Here is a 15,871-nt window from a genome sequence, read left to right as displayed (position 1 = left end):
CTTATTCATCATTCAGTATTGAGAGTGCAAATTTTACTGCGTTAATAAATTTATCAATATCTTGCTGATCATTGTAAGGCATGACAGAGATGCGTAAGCAGCCTGTAATAGCAATTGCATCCATTAATGGTTGCGTACAATGTTGCCCATAGCGTAATGCAATTTTTTGTTCAGTCAACAATAGGCCCAAATCGCTATGATGTATGCCAGCGAAATTAAAGGAAAGTAGCGGAGTATTAGGCTGGCTATAGCAGATAAACCCCTCTAATTTGCTGAGTTCTTCGTATGCGTAGTGGATGAGTGAACAACAATAGGCCTCAGATTGGTGTAAATCGATGTGAGATAACCAGTCAAGAGTGGCTGAAAAGGCAATGACGCCAGCGATATTTGGTGTGCCAGCTTCAAAACAATAAGGAACAGGAGCGGGAGTAAAGCCCTCAAAATTAACTTCTGATAACATTTTACCGCCACCATGCCATGGTGACATCGCAGCCAACAATTGTGGTTTGCCATAGCAAACGCCAAGCCCAGTTGGGCCATATAATTTATGGGCGGAGAAAGCATAAAAATCGATATTCAAAGCGGTGACATCAATTGGGGCATGTACCACACCTTGTGCGCCATCAACGACAACGAGCGCCCCAGCCGCATGAGCTAGTGACGTTACTGCTGCTAAATTTGGTTGATAGCCTGTTACGTTTGACATCTGGGTGATAGCGATCACTTTGCTACGTGGATTAAGTAGCGGCTTAAGGCTTTCAATATCGAGGGTGTAGTGTTGAGTGACAGGCCATTTGACAATTTTTGCACCAGTTTGCTGTGCAAGAATCAGCCAAGGTAATAAATTAGAGTGGTGTTCTAATTCGCTAACAATAATTTCATCATTTGCTGTTAAATGATTTCTAAAATAACTTTGGGCAATAAGGTTAATGGACTCGGTGGTTCCTCGGGTCCAAATAATGGTATTTTCACTCTCTGCATTAATCAATTTCGCGACACGTTTCCTGCCTTGTTCATAATTTTCAGTAATTCGTAACGACTCTGGAGATTGACCTCGATAAACTGAACTGCCAGAGTGACGGTAATAGTTATCTGCGGCTTCAATCATTGAGTTTGGTTTTAAGGCTGTTGCTGCACTATCAAGATGAATCGTTTGAGAATTGATAGCTGGAAATTGTTTTCGAAATTGTGTTGCAGAAAAATGGTACATTATATGTGTTCTTTATCTAAATATTTGGCGTTTGGTTTGTAATCATAATTATTGATGATATTCTCGATTTATTCATCGAAATCTTTTGTTACATTTAATTTTACCGCTGGTTTTTATTAGAGCTTTAGAAAAATTAGGGAAATGATTATGCCTTTTACTGCATATTGCAATCATTTTTCTTTTGTCTTTTCGGTGAGCTCATCTTTGGATGGGGAAAATTCAAGAATTATCTTAAATATTTAACTGATAATATTTTTTGTAAACTGGTTAAAACCTGTCTTGAAAATGTTATTTGCAATTGTTAGGCAAAAAAAAGCACCGCAATTAAAGCGGTGCATCATAAAATCACTATGGACAGACAGGGTAAATGTACAGGAAGTGAAAAAAAACAGTAGCTAAAGCTACAAAGTCTGGCATTCCCAGACAACTTGCAAACACAACATCACAACCACAAAGCCAAAAGTTTCAAAGTAACTAAACTCTGTAACTTTTCGTTCCGGCTTAGGAAGTGTGCATACTATAGGTATTTACTGGCGTATCCTCAATGGACAATTTATAATGCTTCGGATGAGAAAAACTAATGCGTATAACCCTATCAAGTAGAAGTGATTATGTCTAAAAGATTACCGCCACTTAATGCGTTAAGAGTGTTTGATGCCGCCGCTCGTCATTTAAGTTTTACTAAAGCGGCGGAAGAGTTGTTTGTGACCCAAGCCGCTGTGAGTCACCAAATGAAAAGTTTGGAAGATTTCCTCGGGTTAAAGTTATTTCGCCGGCGCAATCGTTCTTTGCTGTTAACAGAAGAAGGCCAAAGTTATTATCTTGATATTAAAGAGATATTTTCTTCTATTAATGAGGCGACAAGGAAATTACAGGCGCGAAGTGCTAAGGGAGCATTAACGGTTAGTTTATCCCCTAGTTTTGCAATACAGTGGCTTGTCCCGCGTCTTTCTAGCTTTAACCAAGCTTATCCGGGGATTGATGTTCGTATTCAGGCCGTTGATAGGGAAGAAGATAAATTAGCGGATGATGTTGATGTGGCTATTTTCTATGGGCGAGGAAATTGGTCTGGTCTAAGGACGGATAGGCTGTATGCTGAATATTTAATGCCAGTTTGTTCTCCGTTATTATTAACGGGGGCGCATCAATTAAAGCAGCCTGAAGACTTAGTCAATCATACGTTATTACATGATTCTTCTCGTCGGGATTGGCAAGCTTATATTCGCCAATTAGAATTGCACAATATTATCAATGTACAACAAGGCCCTATTTTTAGTCATAGTGCTATGGTCATTCAAGCCGCAGTACATGGTCAGGGTGTCGCTTTAACAAATAATGTTATGGCAAAAAATGAAATTGATGCAGGTCGTTTGGTTTGCCCATTCAACGAGGTATTGGTGAGTAAAAACGCGTTTTACCTTGTTTGTCAGGAAAACCAAGCTGATTTGGGAAAAATAGCTGCATTTCGTCAATGGATCTTGACTCAAGCAGCAAGCGAGCAAGAAAAACTGGGGTTTATTACGGGTGACCAAGATATGGCGCTTATTCAGTAATCATATATACCCGTTATTTTTCAAGTTGCAGTTGGTTGCATAGATAGGTAAAACGGCACTCAGTTTATCGTGTTTATCGGGATTTTAAATTAACCCCTTGATGCAACTGGGATTATTTAGGGTATGGTTAATAAAAGGTGTTACTGTGAATAGTCGTTTGATGTTAATTTTTGCTGGGATTAGTGGCTTTTTTACTGTGGCTTTTGGTGCCATTGGCTCTCATGCGCTTTCGTCGATTATGAGTGCTCATCAGATGGAATGGATTGAAATCGGTTTGCGGTATCAGATGCTACATACAGTAGCTTTAATGGTGCTAGGGGCGATTTTATTGCGTAAAGTGGTTCTATGGTTTTACTGGTGTGGCGTTTTTTTCGCCGTAGGCATACTTCTTTTCAGTGGTAGCCTTTATTGTATGGCCTTGTTACAGGTAAAATACTTTTCCTATTTTACGCCAATAGGGGGAGTTTGTTTTCTTATTGGCTGGCTGTTGGTCGTTATCGGCGCTATGCGTCTAAGGAAACCGGCGTTACGCCATGAGTAATAAAATTGCATTATATTGCCGTCCAGGCTTTGAAAAAGAGTGTGCGGCCGAAATTACAGATAAAGCTGGGCAAAAAGAGGTTTATGGTTTTGCGCGCGTCAAAGAAAATAGCGGTTATGTTATTTTTGAATGCTATCAAGCTGAAGATGCCGATAAACTTGCCCGCGAGCTACCTTTTCGTGAGCTGATTTTTGCTCGTCAAATGTTTGTGGTTGGGGAACTGCTTAAAGATTTACCTCCAGAAGATCGTGTTACCCCCATTGTGAATGCGCTGAGCCAGCAGGTTGAACGAGCAGGCGATCTTCGCGTTGAAGTTGCTGATACTAATGAAAGCAAAGAGTTGATGAAATTTTGCCGTAAATTTACGGTGCCTTTGCGTAATGCTTTACGACAAGAAAAAGTTTTACTGGCTAAAGAGAATTTCAAACGTCCGGTTATCCATGTTTTCTTTATTGCTTCAGGCTGTTGTTATACCGGATATTCTTACAGTTCGAATAGCTCGCCATTTTATATGGGGATCCCTCGGCTTAAGTTTCCATCGGATGCACCTAGTCGCTCAACATTGAAATTAGAAGAGGCATTTCACATATTTATCCCTTACGATGAGTGGGATGAGCGGCTAGCAAGCGGTATGAATGCGGTGGATCTTGGTGCATGTCCGGGGGGATGGACCTACCAATTAGTTAAGCGCAGTATGATGGTTCATGCCGTGGATAATGGTCCGATGGCGCAAAGCTTGATGGACACGGGGCAAGTTAGGCACCATCAAGTCGATGGTTTTAAATTCGAGCCAAATACGAAAAATATTACTTGGTTAGTGTGTGATATGGTTGAAAAACCGGCGAAAGTCGCTGCGTTAATCACGGAGTGGCTATTGCATGGGTGGTGCCGTGAAACCATTTTCAACTTAAAGCTACCGATGAAAAAGCGCTATGAGGAAGTGTCTCATATCCTTGAAAAGATGCGTACACAATTGGCAGAAAATGGCATCAATGTGCGGATCCAAGCGAAACAGCTGTACCATGACCGCGAAGAAATTACCGTTCATGTACAACGTATTTGGTCTGCTTATGCACCAATACGCGACTAAATCTGATATTTAGTAAGAACATATCATATAGCAAAAACTGCTTCCTAAACGCTGGTTAACAGTGAATGAAGAGGCAGTTTTTTATTGCTTATGGTTTGGGGTGATAGCGCAATTGGTTCAGGTTCCCTTGCAACTGAATATCTGTTCTTAAGGTTGCAATATCGCGGCAAACTTTTGCTATATCAAACTGACCAATAAGCTTTTTTCTCCATTTTTCATCAACGCTATCTAAATGAGCAAATAAGTTCTCAATGGAGTGGTATTGTTGTAGCAGTTGTGTGGCACTTTTAGCACCAATTCCCGCGACACCAGGCACTTTACTGCTGCTGATCCCCGCTAACCCCCAGTAATCAGGTAATTGGCAAGGTTTTACGCCAAATTCTTTTTCGATAAAAGGCACATCTAACCAGCGTTTTTGAAAATAGTCGCGAATACGAATTGAAGGCGACAGTAGTTGGCAATAGCCTTTATCAGTAGAAACGATAGTGACAGTTTGCCCTGCATCGGCGATTTTCTTGGCTAAAGTTGCCGCTAAATCATCCGCTTCGTCACCACTTGATTGCCAGCAGTGGACGCCTTTTGCTTCGAATTGTTTGACTAATGAAGGTAGCTCAGCATATAAATTTTCAGGCATGGGCTGACGGCCTGCTTTATAGTCAGGCAGTTTTTCATGCCGCCAGCTATTGTGCCTACCTTCCTCATCGAATACTGCAACAATATGGGTCGGTGAGGTGTGAGAGATAAGCTGTGCTACCGCAGATAAGCAGGCATCGCCGCAAGGACTGCCTTGTACGGCATGTATGCGGCGAATTAAATTAAGTGCATCAATTATCAGTAAGTGGATCATAAAATTTACGCCATCCTTGGCCTCATTATATTATTTCACTATTTCGTAGCAAGGCTCATAGGCTGTTCCACCCGGCAGTTTCATTCGATGTTGGTCGACAAAACCGCGCAGTAGAATATCCATGCGTTGCATAATTTCTTTATCACCATGAATTTTAAACGGGCCATACTGTTCAATAGCCTTCATACCGACTTCTTTCACGTTACCCGCAACGATACCAGAGAAGGCTCTTCTAAGATCAGAGGCCAGTTTTTCTGGTGATTGACCTGGATACAGATTCAGTGACGCCATATTTTCATGAGTCGGCTCGAAAGGATGCTGTAATTCAGGGTTGATCTTAATTGACCAGTTAAAGCTATAAGCATCGCCTGTGCTACGACGGTTGTCTTTCACCAATGGCATGTGTTTTTTCATTACACGAGCGACTTCTTGGGGATCATCAATGATGATTTGATAGTGTTTGCTGGCTTCTTCACCAAGTGTATGACGAATAAAATCATCTAACACAGAGAAGTACTCGGCACTTTCTTTTGGCCCCGTTAAAACCAATGGCAATACTTGTTCGCTATTTTCAGGATCCATCAAAATGCCTAGCAAATAGAGAAGCTCTTCTGCTGTACCGACGCCCCCAGGGAAAATAATGATCCCATGCGCTAAGCGAACGAACGCTTCAAGGCGCTTTTCGATATCAGGCATGATGATAAGCTCATTGACTAAAGGGTTAGGTGGCTCAGCAGCAATGATAGATGGCTCTGTTAGGCCGATAAAACGGCTATTTTTATAGCGTTGTTGAGCATGGCCAACAGCCGCCCCTTTCATTGGGGCTTCCATGGCTCCGGGGCCACAACCTGTGCAGATATTTAGCTCTCTTAAACCAAGCTCATTACCGACTTTACGGCCATATAGGTACTCGGTTTCGTTGATAGAGTGACCACCCCAGCAAACAATCATGCTTGGATCTTCATCAAGATGCAGTGTACGCGCGTTACGTAATATAGAGAAAATGACGTTAGTTAGGTGAGTGCCATTTCCCAGATCTAAATGCATTTTTTGCTCTGCATTGATGATTTGAGCATGAACAAAGAGGATATCACGCAGTACCGCAAACAGGTTTGCTTGTATAGAACGGATGATTTTACCATCGACAAAAGCATCTTGAGGTGGGTTAATTAGCTCAAGTTTGACACCGCGCTCACGTCGTAATACGTTGATATCGAAGTCAGTATGCTTATCCAATAAATCTTTACTGTTGTCTGTTAAGCTCCCTGAATTTAAAACCGCTAATGAGCAGTTTCTGAACAAGCGATACAAATGACTGCTTGCGGTACGCTTTAACATATCAACTTCAAGTTGAGATAAGAGATCCATGGATCCTAATGGACTGATATGAGTAATCAAGTAACTCTCCTTTATCCCAAAGGGATCTTGATATACTCGCCATACTTCAAGTTACGGCGTCATTGACTCAGTTTACTTTCGCACCATTGGCATCGTTATTTCTGCCTTGCTACGACTGGTCTACCGGTCGCCTTGCTGTACCTCGAACTATTTAGAGTATATAAAATTATATCAATTAACTTAATTAAGGTGCTTATTGCCGTGCTAAACGTCCTATTTCAGGCGTAAATTGGGTATTACTACGCCATGGATTGATATCAAGACCACCACGGCGCGTATAGCGTGCGTAAACACTGAGTTGTTCAGGCTTACACAGTTGTGTTATATCATTAAAAATACGTTCGACGCATTGTTCATGGAATTCGTTATGATGACGGAAAGAGACCAAATAGCGCAGCAGTGCTTCACGGTTGATCTTCGGGCCACGATAACGAATTTGTACTGACCCCCAATCGGGTTGGTTAGTAATCAAACAATTCGACTTTAATAAATGGCTAACTAGTGTTTCTTCTACGTTTTCATTTTCCGTGCTATTTGCGAGATAATCACGACTAAATTCATATTGATTGATCTCGATATCCTGTTCATCAATACAAATCCCTTCAAATTGGCAAATCGCTTGCTGTGAAAACTCATCAAGTTTATGGAGTGTAACGCTAACTTTTCCATTAGCACAATTGCTTAAGTCGTTTTGCAAAACACTTCGCACATTTTCCCATGAATCATAGCGAGTTTGGTTAAAACTATTTAGGTAGAGTTTAAAACTTTTTGATTCGATCAAGTTTTCACTTTGTGCATCGACATGGACTGAACCAATAGCGACTTGCGGAACACCTTTCTTGTTGAGCCAAGATAGCTCGTATAAGGTCCAAATATCAGCCCCATGAAACGGTAGGTTATCAGCGTGAATATCTAACGGATCTCTATTTAAGCTGCGCGGAACGGCTTGGAGTAGGCTTGGGTCATATTGATCATAATATGCCGTTTTTTTTCCTAGTGTGAGATTATCCAAAGCAGGGTTATTTTGATAGTGTGACATAGTGATCCTTAAACTTCATGTACTAAAAGCACGCGATACCATAAAACGGCTGAAAATGAGAGCAATTCATTCATCGGTTAACTTCTGTCATAATATCATTTATTAATGATATTGCCGCCATTTCAGTTCACTCAATCTAAAGTTATTAAATCATTATGAATACAACCGTTTCTGAAGCGCTTACTCAATTTACTCAACAATATGTGACCAAATGGAAGGAGCAAACAGGTCTATCGCCTGCTTCCTGTGACCTATATGGCATTCCGTCTCCTTGTGTCATTCGGACGGGGGAAAATTGGGTTTATTGGGAGCCACAAGCCTTCCCAATAGCAGATAAAAACTTAAATAAAGTAGCGACAGCATTGGATATTGAATTACAGCCGATGATCCATCCTTTTTATACCACTCAGCTTGCGGGGGATATGAAGGCTCAATTTGAAGGTCATCTATTGAATTTGGTTCAAGTGTGGAGCGAAGAGGATTTTATCCGTTTGCAAGAAAATTTAATTGGTCATCTAGTTACCCAAAAGCGTTTAAAACTATCACCAACATTATTTATAGCAACATTAGAATCTGATTTAGAAATGATTTCGTTATGTAATTTAACGGGAGAAATTATTTTAGAAAAATTTGGTAGTAAGGAAAAACGCGTGTTAGCGCCTAATCTTATCCATTTTATTCAAGAGTTAACCCCAGTAGTAGAACCGCTTGAGTAAGATATTGCTGATGGAAGCTGTAGGAAATAGCTTACAAATCAATTAAGAAATAAACCTTAATTTTCTTAATTTATCTAAGTGAGCATTATTTAACATTTAATTTCATGTAGTTACTATCAATCTCTTAAATTGAAGGTTTAAGGCTGTTTTTAAGTTTATTGCACTAGGTTGTTTCATTAGTGTTTTTAATACATTCTTAAACGACTGAATGAGGGAGCAGTGAGTTTGCTGCTTTATCAGTAAACAGAGGTCATGGATGGCAAAGTGGCGCATGTCGCTGACTTTAATCTGTTTATTAGCGACAGGATGTCGAACGGCAGGAGGTCGTTTTTGCAGGATGCTTTAACACCCTTTAAAACATGAGATAAGCCAGTCAACCCTCTTGTTGGCTGGCTTCTTTTTCACTTAGTGTTGCGTTCGTGTCTTTTGATGTGGGTCGGTAGAATATTGCGTTAATGCGTTTAACACACTTTGATACATGGCTTCTCTTAGAGACTCACGCTTACGGAACGCAGAGCGGTGTTGGCTTTTGACCGATTCGATATCACGAACAGGCTCTGTTAAAGGCAAGTGATACCAGCCATCCGCGGAAACCGTGCCATTACACTCTTGCCAAAAATTATCGTAGCTTGATTTCAAATGTTGGCGCTTAATATGGCAATGGTTTGAAATACCCATAATAGATGTACAGTGGAAAAAAGCGGCAACTGCATAAATAGATGACATCAATAAATTTTTAGGTCGCATCCCATGCATTTGCTTCGTAATGGACTTCACTTGTTCGGTACTTTGTTCAGTAGCAGGCCCCTGTAAAGAACAGATATAAAGTTGGCCCTCAGTACCAAACGAAAAGCTCATTAAATAGATATCATCCCCTGTTTCGTTTAGCAGGTGTAAGGTGAGGTCACCTTCGCGTGGATATTGGGAGTAAACAAGCCTTAATTGCGCATAATCTCCCGATTTTAATTCGATATCTGCAACTTTTAACCCTTGGCGATCAATAGAAAACATTGCTTTGATAGCATCCGTCGAAAATGTTTTTTCGATGAGTTCTAGGGTGTGACTCGCGGTGAGTAATTTTTGTTTTCCGTTCCACTCGCGATGCAAATACTTATTTAAGGGGCGTTCAGCAAAATCAGGAATATTATTTAATTCCTTAGACATGCGGGCACTGGTGTAGCTTTCACACATGGATTGAAATTGCTGATAAGGTTTAGACGGGAGTTTGGCAATACGGACTTGTCGTTTTAAATGGTCATAGCTGTTGTTAATAGACTGCCAAAATTTATTTTGTTTACGCCACTGCTTTAATAATCCCATATATAAACCATACTTGATTGTTGAGTGTTTTTTATTCAGTAAAGTGAAAAGCGTCTGATATTACTCTTATTAACTACAACAAAAGGTAAATAAACTTTAAATAAACTTATAAAATCGCTTGCGGTAAGATGGATTGCGTGAAAGTAACTAGGATTTTGTGTGGGAAATTATTTTGGTTGTTCTACACCCCATATTTACGACAGAATTAATGAAGGATATGCCGTATATTTCGAATTAAGTTTATTAAGTAGGTTTTTATATGAATATTGAACAGCGCATCATGGAAAAGCTTCGTCATATTGAAGAGGAAATGAGAGCGAAGGCACTTTGGCGTGAATTACCACCTAGCCCTGAAGCTTTTGAAAGTACAGAGCCTTTTTCAATTGATACGATGGAAGCAACAGAGTGGTTACAATGGGTACTTATCCCTCGTTTACAAGCACTCATTGAGCAAGGCGCTGTTTTACCCGGAGCTTTTGCTATAGCCCCTTATTTTGAAGAAGTTTATAAGAATGATGAGGAAGGGCAATATCATTTATTGCTGATTCACCTTCGTGAATTAGATGATTTTTTCAGTACTCAGTTGGGTAGGTAGCTCATTGATGTTAGAGATTATTTATCAAGATGAGTATATGGTTGCTGTTAATAAGCCTGCCGGTATGTTGGTGCACCGCAGCTGGTTAGACAGCAAGGAAACTGTGTTTGTTATGCAAACATTACGAGACCAAATTGGTCAATTTGTTTATCCAATCCATCGTCTTGATAGGCCAACATCGGGTGTGTTGTTGTTTGCATTATCCAGTGATGTGGAGAGGCAATTAGCGGCGCAGTTTGAATCTCATCAAATAGAAAAAATCTACCATGCGGTGGTTCGTGGCTATGTTGAAGCGCCTCAAACCATTGATTATCCATTACTTGAGCAGTTGGACAAAATTGCGGATAAACATGCGACCAGAGAGCCGGCATTGCAAGAGTGTGTTACACATTGCCAGCCAATCGCTCAAGTTGAGTGCTCAGTCGCAATTGGGCGTTATCCAACATCTCGGTTTAGTTTACTAGAATTGAAACCAGAAACAGGGCGCAAACATCAGTTACGACGTCATATGTCGCACATTCGTCACCCCATTATTGGCGATAGTAAACACGGTGATTTACGTCAAAACCGCGGTGTAAGCCAACATTTTGCCGTTTCACGGCTAATGTTGCATGCCAGCCTGCTAGTATTAGCTCATCCCATTTCAGGGGAGCGTATCTCTCTGATTGCACAATGGGATGAGTCATGGTTGTCATTGGTAAATCAGTTTGGGTGGCAGCATATCGCCAGCAAATTGGGAATGGGAGAATTCAATTCATCACTGTAGTTGGGTCAATAGGAGGTGTTCGTGTCAAAAATTGGTATTTTTGTGGGAACAGTTTATGGTAATTCCTTAGCGGTGGCTGAATCTGCTCAGGAAATATTGGAGCAACTCGGCCATGAGGTCACGATTTTTGATGAGCCAATGCTCAGTGACTGGCAGCAATATAATGCGGGTGAAGGGGTCGCCTTAGTCATCACTTCCTCTACAGGGCAAGGGGATTTACCCGATACGATTGCTCCACTATTTTATGAAATTCAAGATGTTGTTGGTTATCAACCTGAATTACGTTACGGGTTAATCGCTTTAGGTGATAGCAGCTACGAAAATTTTTGTGGGGCAGGAAAGCGTTTTGATGAGTTATTAACTGAACAATCGGGAACACGGATTGGTGAGGTTTTGTTCATTGACGCGATAGAAGAAGATGTACCCGAAGAATATGCGAAGCCTTGGATACAATCTTGGGGTGAGCAACTGTAAATTACTGCACCGTGAATAGGATTCTCGGTGCAGTAAAGAAAATAAGAGCGGTATTTTAAAACTATTTACGGGTTAATTTTTCAAGGTCAGCTTCAATTTCAGCGATTTTGTTTGAGACCACATGCTCAAGATGACGTAGGTCATCCAAAATTTTATGCTTCAAATCAATATCACTTGTATCGTTTTGGCAAATTTGGTCTAGTTCTTCAATAGCGTAACGTAGGTTGGAGTTGATCTCATTAATTTCTTTGAAATTATTGCTACCATCTGCCGCGGCTACAGTTTTGCGTTGGCGTGGATATTTAAATTTTACACTTTTCGCAAAGAATTCCCCTTTATCTTTGCGAAAATAGATTTTTAAAATATCGTTATTTGCTTCTTGGCGTAGCGTATAACGGTCAATATCTTGAGGGTTGCTAATACCTAAACTTTTTAGATTATCGTACATGTTGTTCACCGAGTTATAGGAAACCGAAATTTGTAGAGGCACAGAGCCGTTAGCATATGCCAGCAGAAACAGTATTATTCTATTTTTGGCAGGAATTAAAAACACGCGCATTAAAGCGAATAACACTTAGCGATGCTATTAATCTGTGTTTTAAAAAGGCAAAAAATAAAATCATACAGTTTATATTCTCGAAAGCCCGACAATAGCTAAACTTATATATTATGCGCGAAATGAGGAAATTGACAAACCCCTCATCATAAGAAAAAGAGGTCTATCATTTTTAGATTGGGTAGAGAACGTGTTTTATCTCTAGCCGAGCGAGGATGTGGGATTAGTCAATGCTTCTTAATAGCTCATTAATACCGACTTTTCCACGGGTTTTGTCATCGACCTTTTTAACAATCACGGCACAATAAAGGCTGTAGCTACCGTCTTTCGATGGCAGATTACCCGATACAACCACAGAGCCCGCTGGCACACGTCCATAGTGGATCTCACCAGTTTCGCGGTCATAAATTTTTGTGCTTTGACCAATATAAACCCCCATTGAAATGACAGACCCTTCTTCAATAATAACGCCTTCAACAATTTCTGAACGGGCGCCAATAAAGCAGTTGTCTTCAATGATGGTTGGGTTAGCTTGTAGTGGTTCAAGTACGCCACCAATACCAACTCCGCCGGATAAATGCACATTTTTACCGATTTGGGCACAAGAGCCTACTGTCGCCCATGTGTCTACCATGGTGCCTTCATCAATATAAGCACCAATGTTGACATAAGAAGGCATCAAAACACTATTTTTAGCGATATATGCCCCTTGGCGAACAGCAGCGGGTGGAACAACACGGAAGCCTTCGCGTTCAAAGCGAGCCTGATCGTAATCCGCAAATTTCATGGGAACTTTATCAAAATAACGGCTTTCAGCCCCTTCGATTACCTGATTATCGTGAATGCGGAAGGAGAGTAATACTGCTTTTTTCAACCATTGATGTGTTACCCAAACCCCTGAAATTTTTTCAGCAACACGCAGTTTACCACTATCAAGTAGGGCAATGGTTTCTGTCACCGCTTGGCGAACGGCGGGGGTCACTGTGGATGGTGTGATAGCCGCTCTATCTTCAAATGCTTGTTCAATGATGGCTTGTAATTGCTGCATTGATTAATTTTCCCCTTTAAGGACCAGTAATAATATTGCTTATAAAACCTAACATTTATCCTTCGAGTTGAGGGTTTCTGTCAACCTTTCTGATAACTCTTGTTGCATTTTTTTATCGAGCGCTTTGTGATTTTTATCTGCAAGGACGAAAAAATCTTCCACTTTCTCGCCAATTGTGGTGATCCGTGCACCATGTAACGAGATTTCCATCTGAGCGAGCACATGCCCAACCCGTGCTAATAACCCCGGTTGATCGAGAGCAAAGAGCTCCATATAGCTACGGCGCTCATTGGTTGAGCGTAAAAAATTCACTTTGGTAGGAACGGTAAAATGGCGTAGTTTTGACGGTAGAGTGCGAGCCTGGGGAAGTGAGATCGCTGGTTGTTGTACCGCGTGTAGCAGACTATGGCGGATCTGCTCATATCTATCTTTTGATAATGGCGTGCCATTCGGTTCTAACACCACAAAGGTATCCATTGCCATGTTGTCTTTGTTGGTGAAAATCTGTGCACTGTGGATACTCAGGTTGCGCCTATCAAGCTCCCCAGCCACGGCCGCAAATAAGTGTGGCTTATCGGGGCACCAAATAAAAATTTCGGTTCCACCGTGTTTTGGCTGTGTGCTGATCAACACGAGAGGCTGCTCAAGATCATGTTTTAATAGGTTACAGGCATGCCAAGCTAATTGAGAAGGCGTGTGACGCAAAAAATAGTCTGCATGACAGCGAGACCATAATTGGTTTAATTTTTCTTCATTGATTGAAGATTGGCGTAATAATGCTAACGCTTGGTGGCGATGATGGCGGATACGTTCCCGTAAATCAGGGGTGCTTTGCATTCCTTGGTTGAGTTGATGTTCAGTAGATAAAAACAGTTCTCGAATTAGGCTCTGCTTCCAACTATTCCAAAGCGTACTGTTAGTTGCACAAATATCGGCAACAGTTAAACACATCAAATAGTTTAGCCGCGTCACTGTTTTGACCTCGAGGGCAAATTGTTTGATGACATCGGGGTCTTGAATGTCGCGACGTTGTGCCGTAACTGACATTAATAAATGGCTTTTTACTAACCAAGAGGCTAACTCAGCTTCCTTGAGCGGCAAATCATGTTGCAGAGCAAACTCATACACAAATTCAGCTCCTAAATCAGAATGATCTCCCGAACGCCCTTTCGCAATATCGTGGAATAATGCGGCAAGCCTTAATGTTTCTGGATGCAACAGCTTAGGGTAAACGCTAACACAGAGTGGATGGTCGCGGCGATTTTCTTCATGAGTAAAGCTATCTATTTTTTGTAGCACTCGGATGGTGTGCTCATCGACCGTATACGCATGAAAAAGGTCAAACTGCATCTGACCAACGATATTGCTCCAATAAGGGGTATAAGCACTTAATACACTGTGTAGATGCATGGGAACGAAAGCCCCTTTAATGGCTCTAGGGTGACGTAATATTTTGATAAAAAGCCGCCTAGCTTCAGGGAGTTCGCATAAAGGAGCGGTTAAATTACGTCGCGCAAAGCGCAGTTGGCGCAAGGTCGTTGAGTAGATCCCCGTGATATTGGGGTATCGAGCCATTAAATAGAACATTTTTAAAATGGCGGCGGGTTGCTTAACGAACAGCATATCATCAATAACATCGATTAATGGCCCCCGCAACTGAAATTGTTCATCTAGTGGACGAGGTTTTTCATCAGGATTGAGAGTAAGAATAGCGTCATCAAACAGTTGTAATAACATCTGATTGAGTTCACGAACGCGGCGTGTCACACGATAAAAATCCTTCATCATCAGTTCAACGGGCTGGTTTTTTTCCCCTTGGTAGCCGAGTAAGCGAGCGACACTAAATTGGCGATCAAATAAAAGGCGATTGTCATAGCGTTTGACAACTAAGTGTAAAGCGAAGCGGATTTTCCATAAAAAAGTGAGACACTCTTTTAGCTCTTGGCGCTCTTCTTCAGTAAGAAAACCAAACCCGACCATTTCATCGACGGTGGTGGCTCCAAAGTGCCGCCGAACGACCCAAAGTAGCGTATGGATATCGCGTAACCCTCCAGGGCTACTTTTTATATCTGGCTCTAAGTTATAGCTAGTACTGTGATAGCGATGATGGCGATCTTGCTGCTCTTCGAGTTTTGCGGCAAAAAAGGTTGCTGAAGGCCAAAAACTATCACTAAAGATGGTTTTTTGTAAGCGTAAGAATAGGGCGATATCACCACAAATTAGGCGCGATTCAATAAGGTTTGTCGCAACGGTTAAATCGGCGATACCCGCATCAATACACTCTTGCAATGAGCGAACACTATGGCCGATATCAAATTTAAGATCCCACAATAGAGTAATAAACTGGCCTATTTTTGAGGCTATCTGTTCAGAAAGAGGCTCTGCACTTAACACTAAAATATCAATGTCTGATAAGGGATGCAGCTCATGTCGCCCGTATCCACCTACAGCAATTAAAGACATATTGGGTTGTCGGTCAAATTGATACTCTTTCCATAAACGCGTGAGTAGGGCATCTAAGTAATCACTGCGCGCATGGACTAAATCAATCACGGACTCGTTTTGCTTGAATGCGGCTTCTAAGTGGTTATGGAAAGATTCGACATGCTGCTTGAGGCGAAGCAGTTCGAGGTCAGAAGATTGAAATAAAGTGGGTGATAAAAACGCTACAGAGGATGGTGTCATCATTATCTTTCCGCATCGATAGGCTGAACACAA

At 41.3% G+C, this 15,871-nt stretch carries 15 protein-coding genes; 7 read left to right on the top strand and 8 right to left on the bottom strand.

Annotated features, from left to right (window positions below; genetic code table 11):
- Position 1: 1 nt before the first annotated feature.
- Positions 2 to 1,210 (bottom strand): cysteine desulfurase CsdA, encoded by a 1,209-nt coding sequence (csdA, locus tag I3B46_RS17140; protein WP_014657672.1) that lies wholly within the window; start codon positions 1,208 to 1,210, stop codon positions 2 to 4.
- A gap of 611 nt (positions 1,211 to 1,821) precedes the next feature.
- Here csdA and I3B46_RS17135 point away from each other — a divergent pair.
- From I3B46_RS17135 to rlmM, 3 genes are all read left to right on the top strand, one after another.
- The gene (locus I3B46_RS17135) at positions 1,822 to 2,763 is read left to right on the top strand and encodes a transcriptional regulator GcvA (RefSeq protein ID WP_004916582.1); all 942 of its coding nucleotides are present in this window, start codon (positions 1,822 to 1,824) and stop codon (positions 2,761 to 2,763) included.
- A 145-nt stretch (positions 2,764 to 2,908) separates the two neighbouring features.
- Complete coding sequence (locus I3B46_RS17130) at positions 2,909 to 3,304, top strand: DUF423 domain-containing protein (protein WP_014657673.1); 396 nt, start codon at positions 2,909 to 2,911, stop codon at positions 3,302 to 3,304.
- Positions 3,297 to 4,394: a 23S rRNA (cytidine(2498)-2'-O)-methyltransferase RlmM gene (gene rlmM / locus I3B46_RS17125; RefSeq protein ID WP_004916579.1), complete on the top strand. Its 1,098-nt coding sequence runs from the start codon at positions 3,297 to 3,299 to the stop codon at positions 4,392 to 4,394. Before I3B46_RS17130 ends, rlmM begins: the two co-directional genes overlap by 8 nt.
- A gap of 88 nt (positions 4,395 to 4,482) precedes the next feature.
- Here rlmM and xni read toward each other — a convergent pair whose 3' ends face one another.
- The 3 genes from xni to queF form a co-directional block, all read right to left on the bottom strand.
- The gene (gene xni / locus I3B46_RS17120) at positions 4,483 to 5,241 is read right to left on the bottom strand and encodes a flap endonuclease Xni (RefSeq protein ID WP_036943252.1); all 759 of its coding nucleotides are present in this window, start codon (positions 5,239 to 5,241) and stop codon (positions 4,483 to 4,485) included.
- Positions 5,242 to 5,271: 30 nt separating this feature from the next.
- Positions 5,272 to 6,639: a nucleotide 5'-monophosphate nucleosidase PpnN gene (ppnN, locus tag I3B46_RS17115; protein WP_014657675.1), complete on the bottom strand. Its 1,368-nt coding sequence runs from the start codon at positions 6,637 to 6,639 to the stop codon at positions 5,272 to 5,274.
- Positions 6,640 to 6,832: 193 nt separating this feature from the next.
- Positions 6,833 to 7,678: an NADPH-dependent 7-cyano-7-deazaguanine reductase QueF gene (gene queF / locus I3B46_RS17110; RefSeq protein WP_004915363.1), complete on the bottom strand. Its 846-nt coding sequence runs from the start codon at positions 7,676 to 7,678 to the stop codon at positions 6,833 to 6,835.
- 155 nt (positions 7,679 to 7,833) lie between these two features.
- Here queF and syd point away from each other — a divergent pair, with 155 nt between their 5' ends.
- A complete protein-coding gene (gene syd / locus I3B46_RS17105) occupies positions 7,834 to 8,394 on the top strand; it encodes a SecY-interacting protein (protein ID WP_004915359.1) in 561 nt (186 codons plus the stop codon).
- Between the two features lie 405 nt (positions 8,395 to 8,799).
- Here syd and I3B46_RS17100 read toward each other — a convergent pair whose 3' ends face one another.
- Positions 8,800 to 9,714: a VirK/YbjX family protein gene (locus I3B46_RS17100; RefSeq protein ID WP_036943413.1), complete on the bottom strand. Its 915-nt coding sequence runs from the start codon at positions 9,712 to 9,714 to the stop codon at positions 8,800 to 8,802.
- Between the two features lie 259 nt (positions 9,715 to 9,973).
- On the opposite strand from I3B46_RS17100, the gene I3B46_RS17095 reads away from it, so the two are divergent.
- From I3B46_RS17095 to I3B46_RS17085, 3 genes are read left to right on the top strand one after another with little or no spacing between them, the layout of a single operon-like run.
- Complete coding sequence (locus tag I3B46_RS17095; RefSeq protein ID WP_004916805.1) at positions 9,974 to 10,309, top strand: YqcC family protein; 336 nt, start codon at positions 9,974 to 9,976, stop codon at positions 10,307 to 10,309.
- Between the two features lie 7 nt (positions 10,310 to 10,316).
- Complete coding sequence (truC, locus tag I3B46_RS17090; protein ID WP_104873319.1) at positions 10,317 to 11,075, top strand: tRNA pseudouridine(65) synthase TruC; 759 nt, start codon at positions 10,317 to 10,319, stop codon at positions 11,073 to 11,075.
- Between the two features lie 21 nt (positions 11,076 to 11,096).
- Positions 11,097 to 11,549, top strand: coding sequence for a flavodoxin (locus I3B46_RS17085; RefSeq protein WP_036943415.1), 453 nt, complete (start codon positions 11,097 to 11,099; stop codon positions 11,547 to 11,549).
- A gap of 61 nt (positions 11,550 to 11,610) precedes the next feature.
- On the opposite strand, the gene I3B46_RS17080 is transcribed toward I3B46_RS17085, so the two are convergent.
- The 3 genes from I3B46_RS17080 to glnD form a co-directional block, all read right to left on the bottom strand.
- Positions 11,611 to 11,997 (bottom strand): DUF3461 family protein, encoded by a 387-nt coding sequence (locus tag I3B46_RS17080; protein ID WP_014657679.1) that lies wholly within the window; start codon positions 11,995 to 11,997, stop codon positions 11,611 to 11,613.
- A 331-nt stretch (positions 11,998 to 12,328) separates the two neighbouring features.
- Positions 12,329 to 13,153: a 2,3,4,5-tetrahydropyridine-2,6-dicarboxylate N-succinyltransferase gene (gene dapD / locus I3B46_RS17075; RefSeq protein WP_040132403.1), complete on the bottom strand. Its 825-nt coding sequence runs from the start codon at positions 13,151 to 13,153 to the stop codon at positions 12,329 to 12,331.
- A gap of 48 nt (positions 13,154 to 13,201) precedes the next feature.
- On the bottom strand, positions 13,202 to 15,841 hold the full coding sequence (gene glnD / locus I3B46_RS17070) for a bifunctional uridylyltransferase/uridylyl-removing protein GlnD (RefSeq protein WP_104873320.1): 2,640 nt from the start codon (positions 15,839 to 15,841) through the stop codon (positions 13,202 to 13,204).
- Positions 15,842 to 15,871 lie beyond the last annotated feature (30 nt).

The sequence above is a fragment of the Providencia sp. 2.29 genome, assembly GCF_015832305.1.
Lineage (GTDB): Bacteria > Pseudomonadota > Gammaproteobacteria > Enterobacterales > Enterobacteriaceae > Providencia > Providencia stuartii.
The sequence above is the reverse complement of the archived record's forward strand: the minus strand, read 5'-3'. Positions and strand labels throughout refer to the sequence as shown.

Excerpts from the sequence above, each read along its gene's own strand:
- csdA (WP_014657672.1), bottom strand. The coding sequence starts at position 1,210 with ATGTACCATTTTTCTGCAACACAATTTCGAAAACAATTTCCAGCTATC.
- I3B46_RS17135 (WP_004916582.1), top strand. The coding sequence starts at position 1,822 with ATGTCTAAAAGATTACCGCCACTTAATGCGTTAAGAGTGTTTGATGCC.
- rlmM (WP_004916579.1), top strand. The coding sequence starts at position 3,297 with ATGAGTAATAAAATTGCATTATATTGCCGTCCAGGCTTTGAAAAAGAG.
- xni (WP_036943252.1), bottom strand. The coding sequence starts at position 5,241 with ATGATCCACTTACTGATAATTGATGCACTTAATTTAATTCGCCGCATA.
- queF (WP_004915363.1), bottom strand. The coding sequence starts at position 7,678 with ATGTCACACTATCAAAATAACCCTGCTTTGGATAATCTCACACTAGGA.
- syd (WP_004915359.1), top strand. The coding sequence starts at position 7,834 with ATGAATACAACCGTTTCTGAAGCGCTTACTCAATTTACTCAACAATAT.
- I3B46_RS17100 (WP_036943413.1), bottom strand. The coding sequence starts at position 9,714 with ATGGGATTATTAAAGCAGTGGCGTAAACAAAATAAATTTTGGCAGTCT.
- I3B46_RS17095 (WP_004916805.1), top strand. The coding sequence starts at position 9,974 with ATGAATATTGAACAGCGCATCATGGAAAAGCTTCGTCATATTGAAGAG.
- truC (WP_104873319.1), top strand. The coding sequence starts at position 10,317 with ATGTTAGAGATTATTTATCAAGATGAGTATATGGTTGCTGTTAATAAG.
- I3B46_RS17080 (WP_014657679.1), bottom strand. The coding sequence starts at position 11,997 with ATGTACGATAATCTAAAAAGTTTAGGTATTAGCAACCCTCAAGATATT.
- dapD (WP_040132403.1), bottom strand. The coding sequence starts at position 13,153 with ATGCAGCAATTACAAGCCATCATTGAACAAGCATTTGAAGATAGAGCG.
- glnD (WP_104873320.1), bottom strand. The coding sequence starts at position 15,841 with ATGATGACACCATCCTCTGTAGCGTTTTTATCACCCACTTTATTTCAA.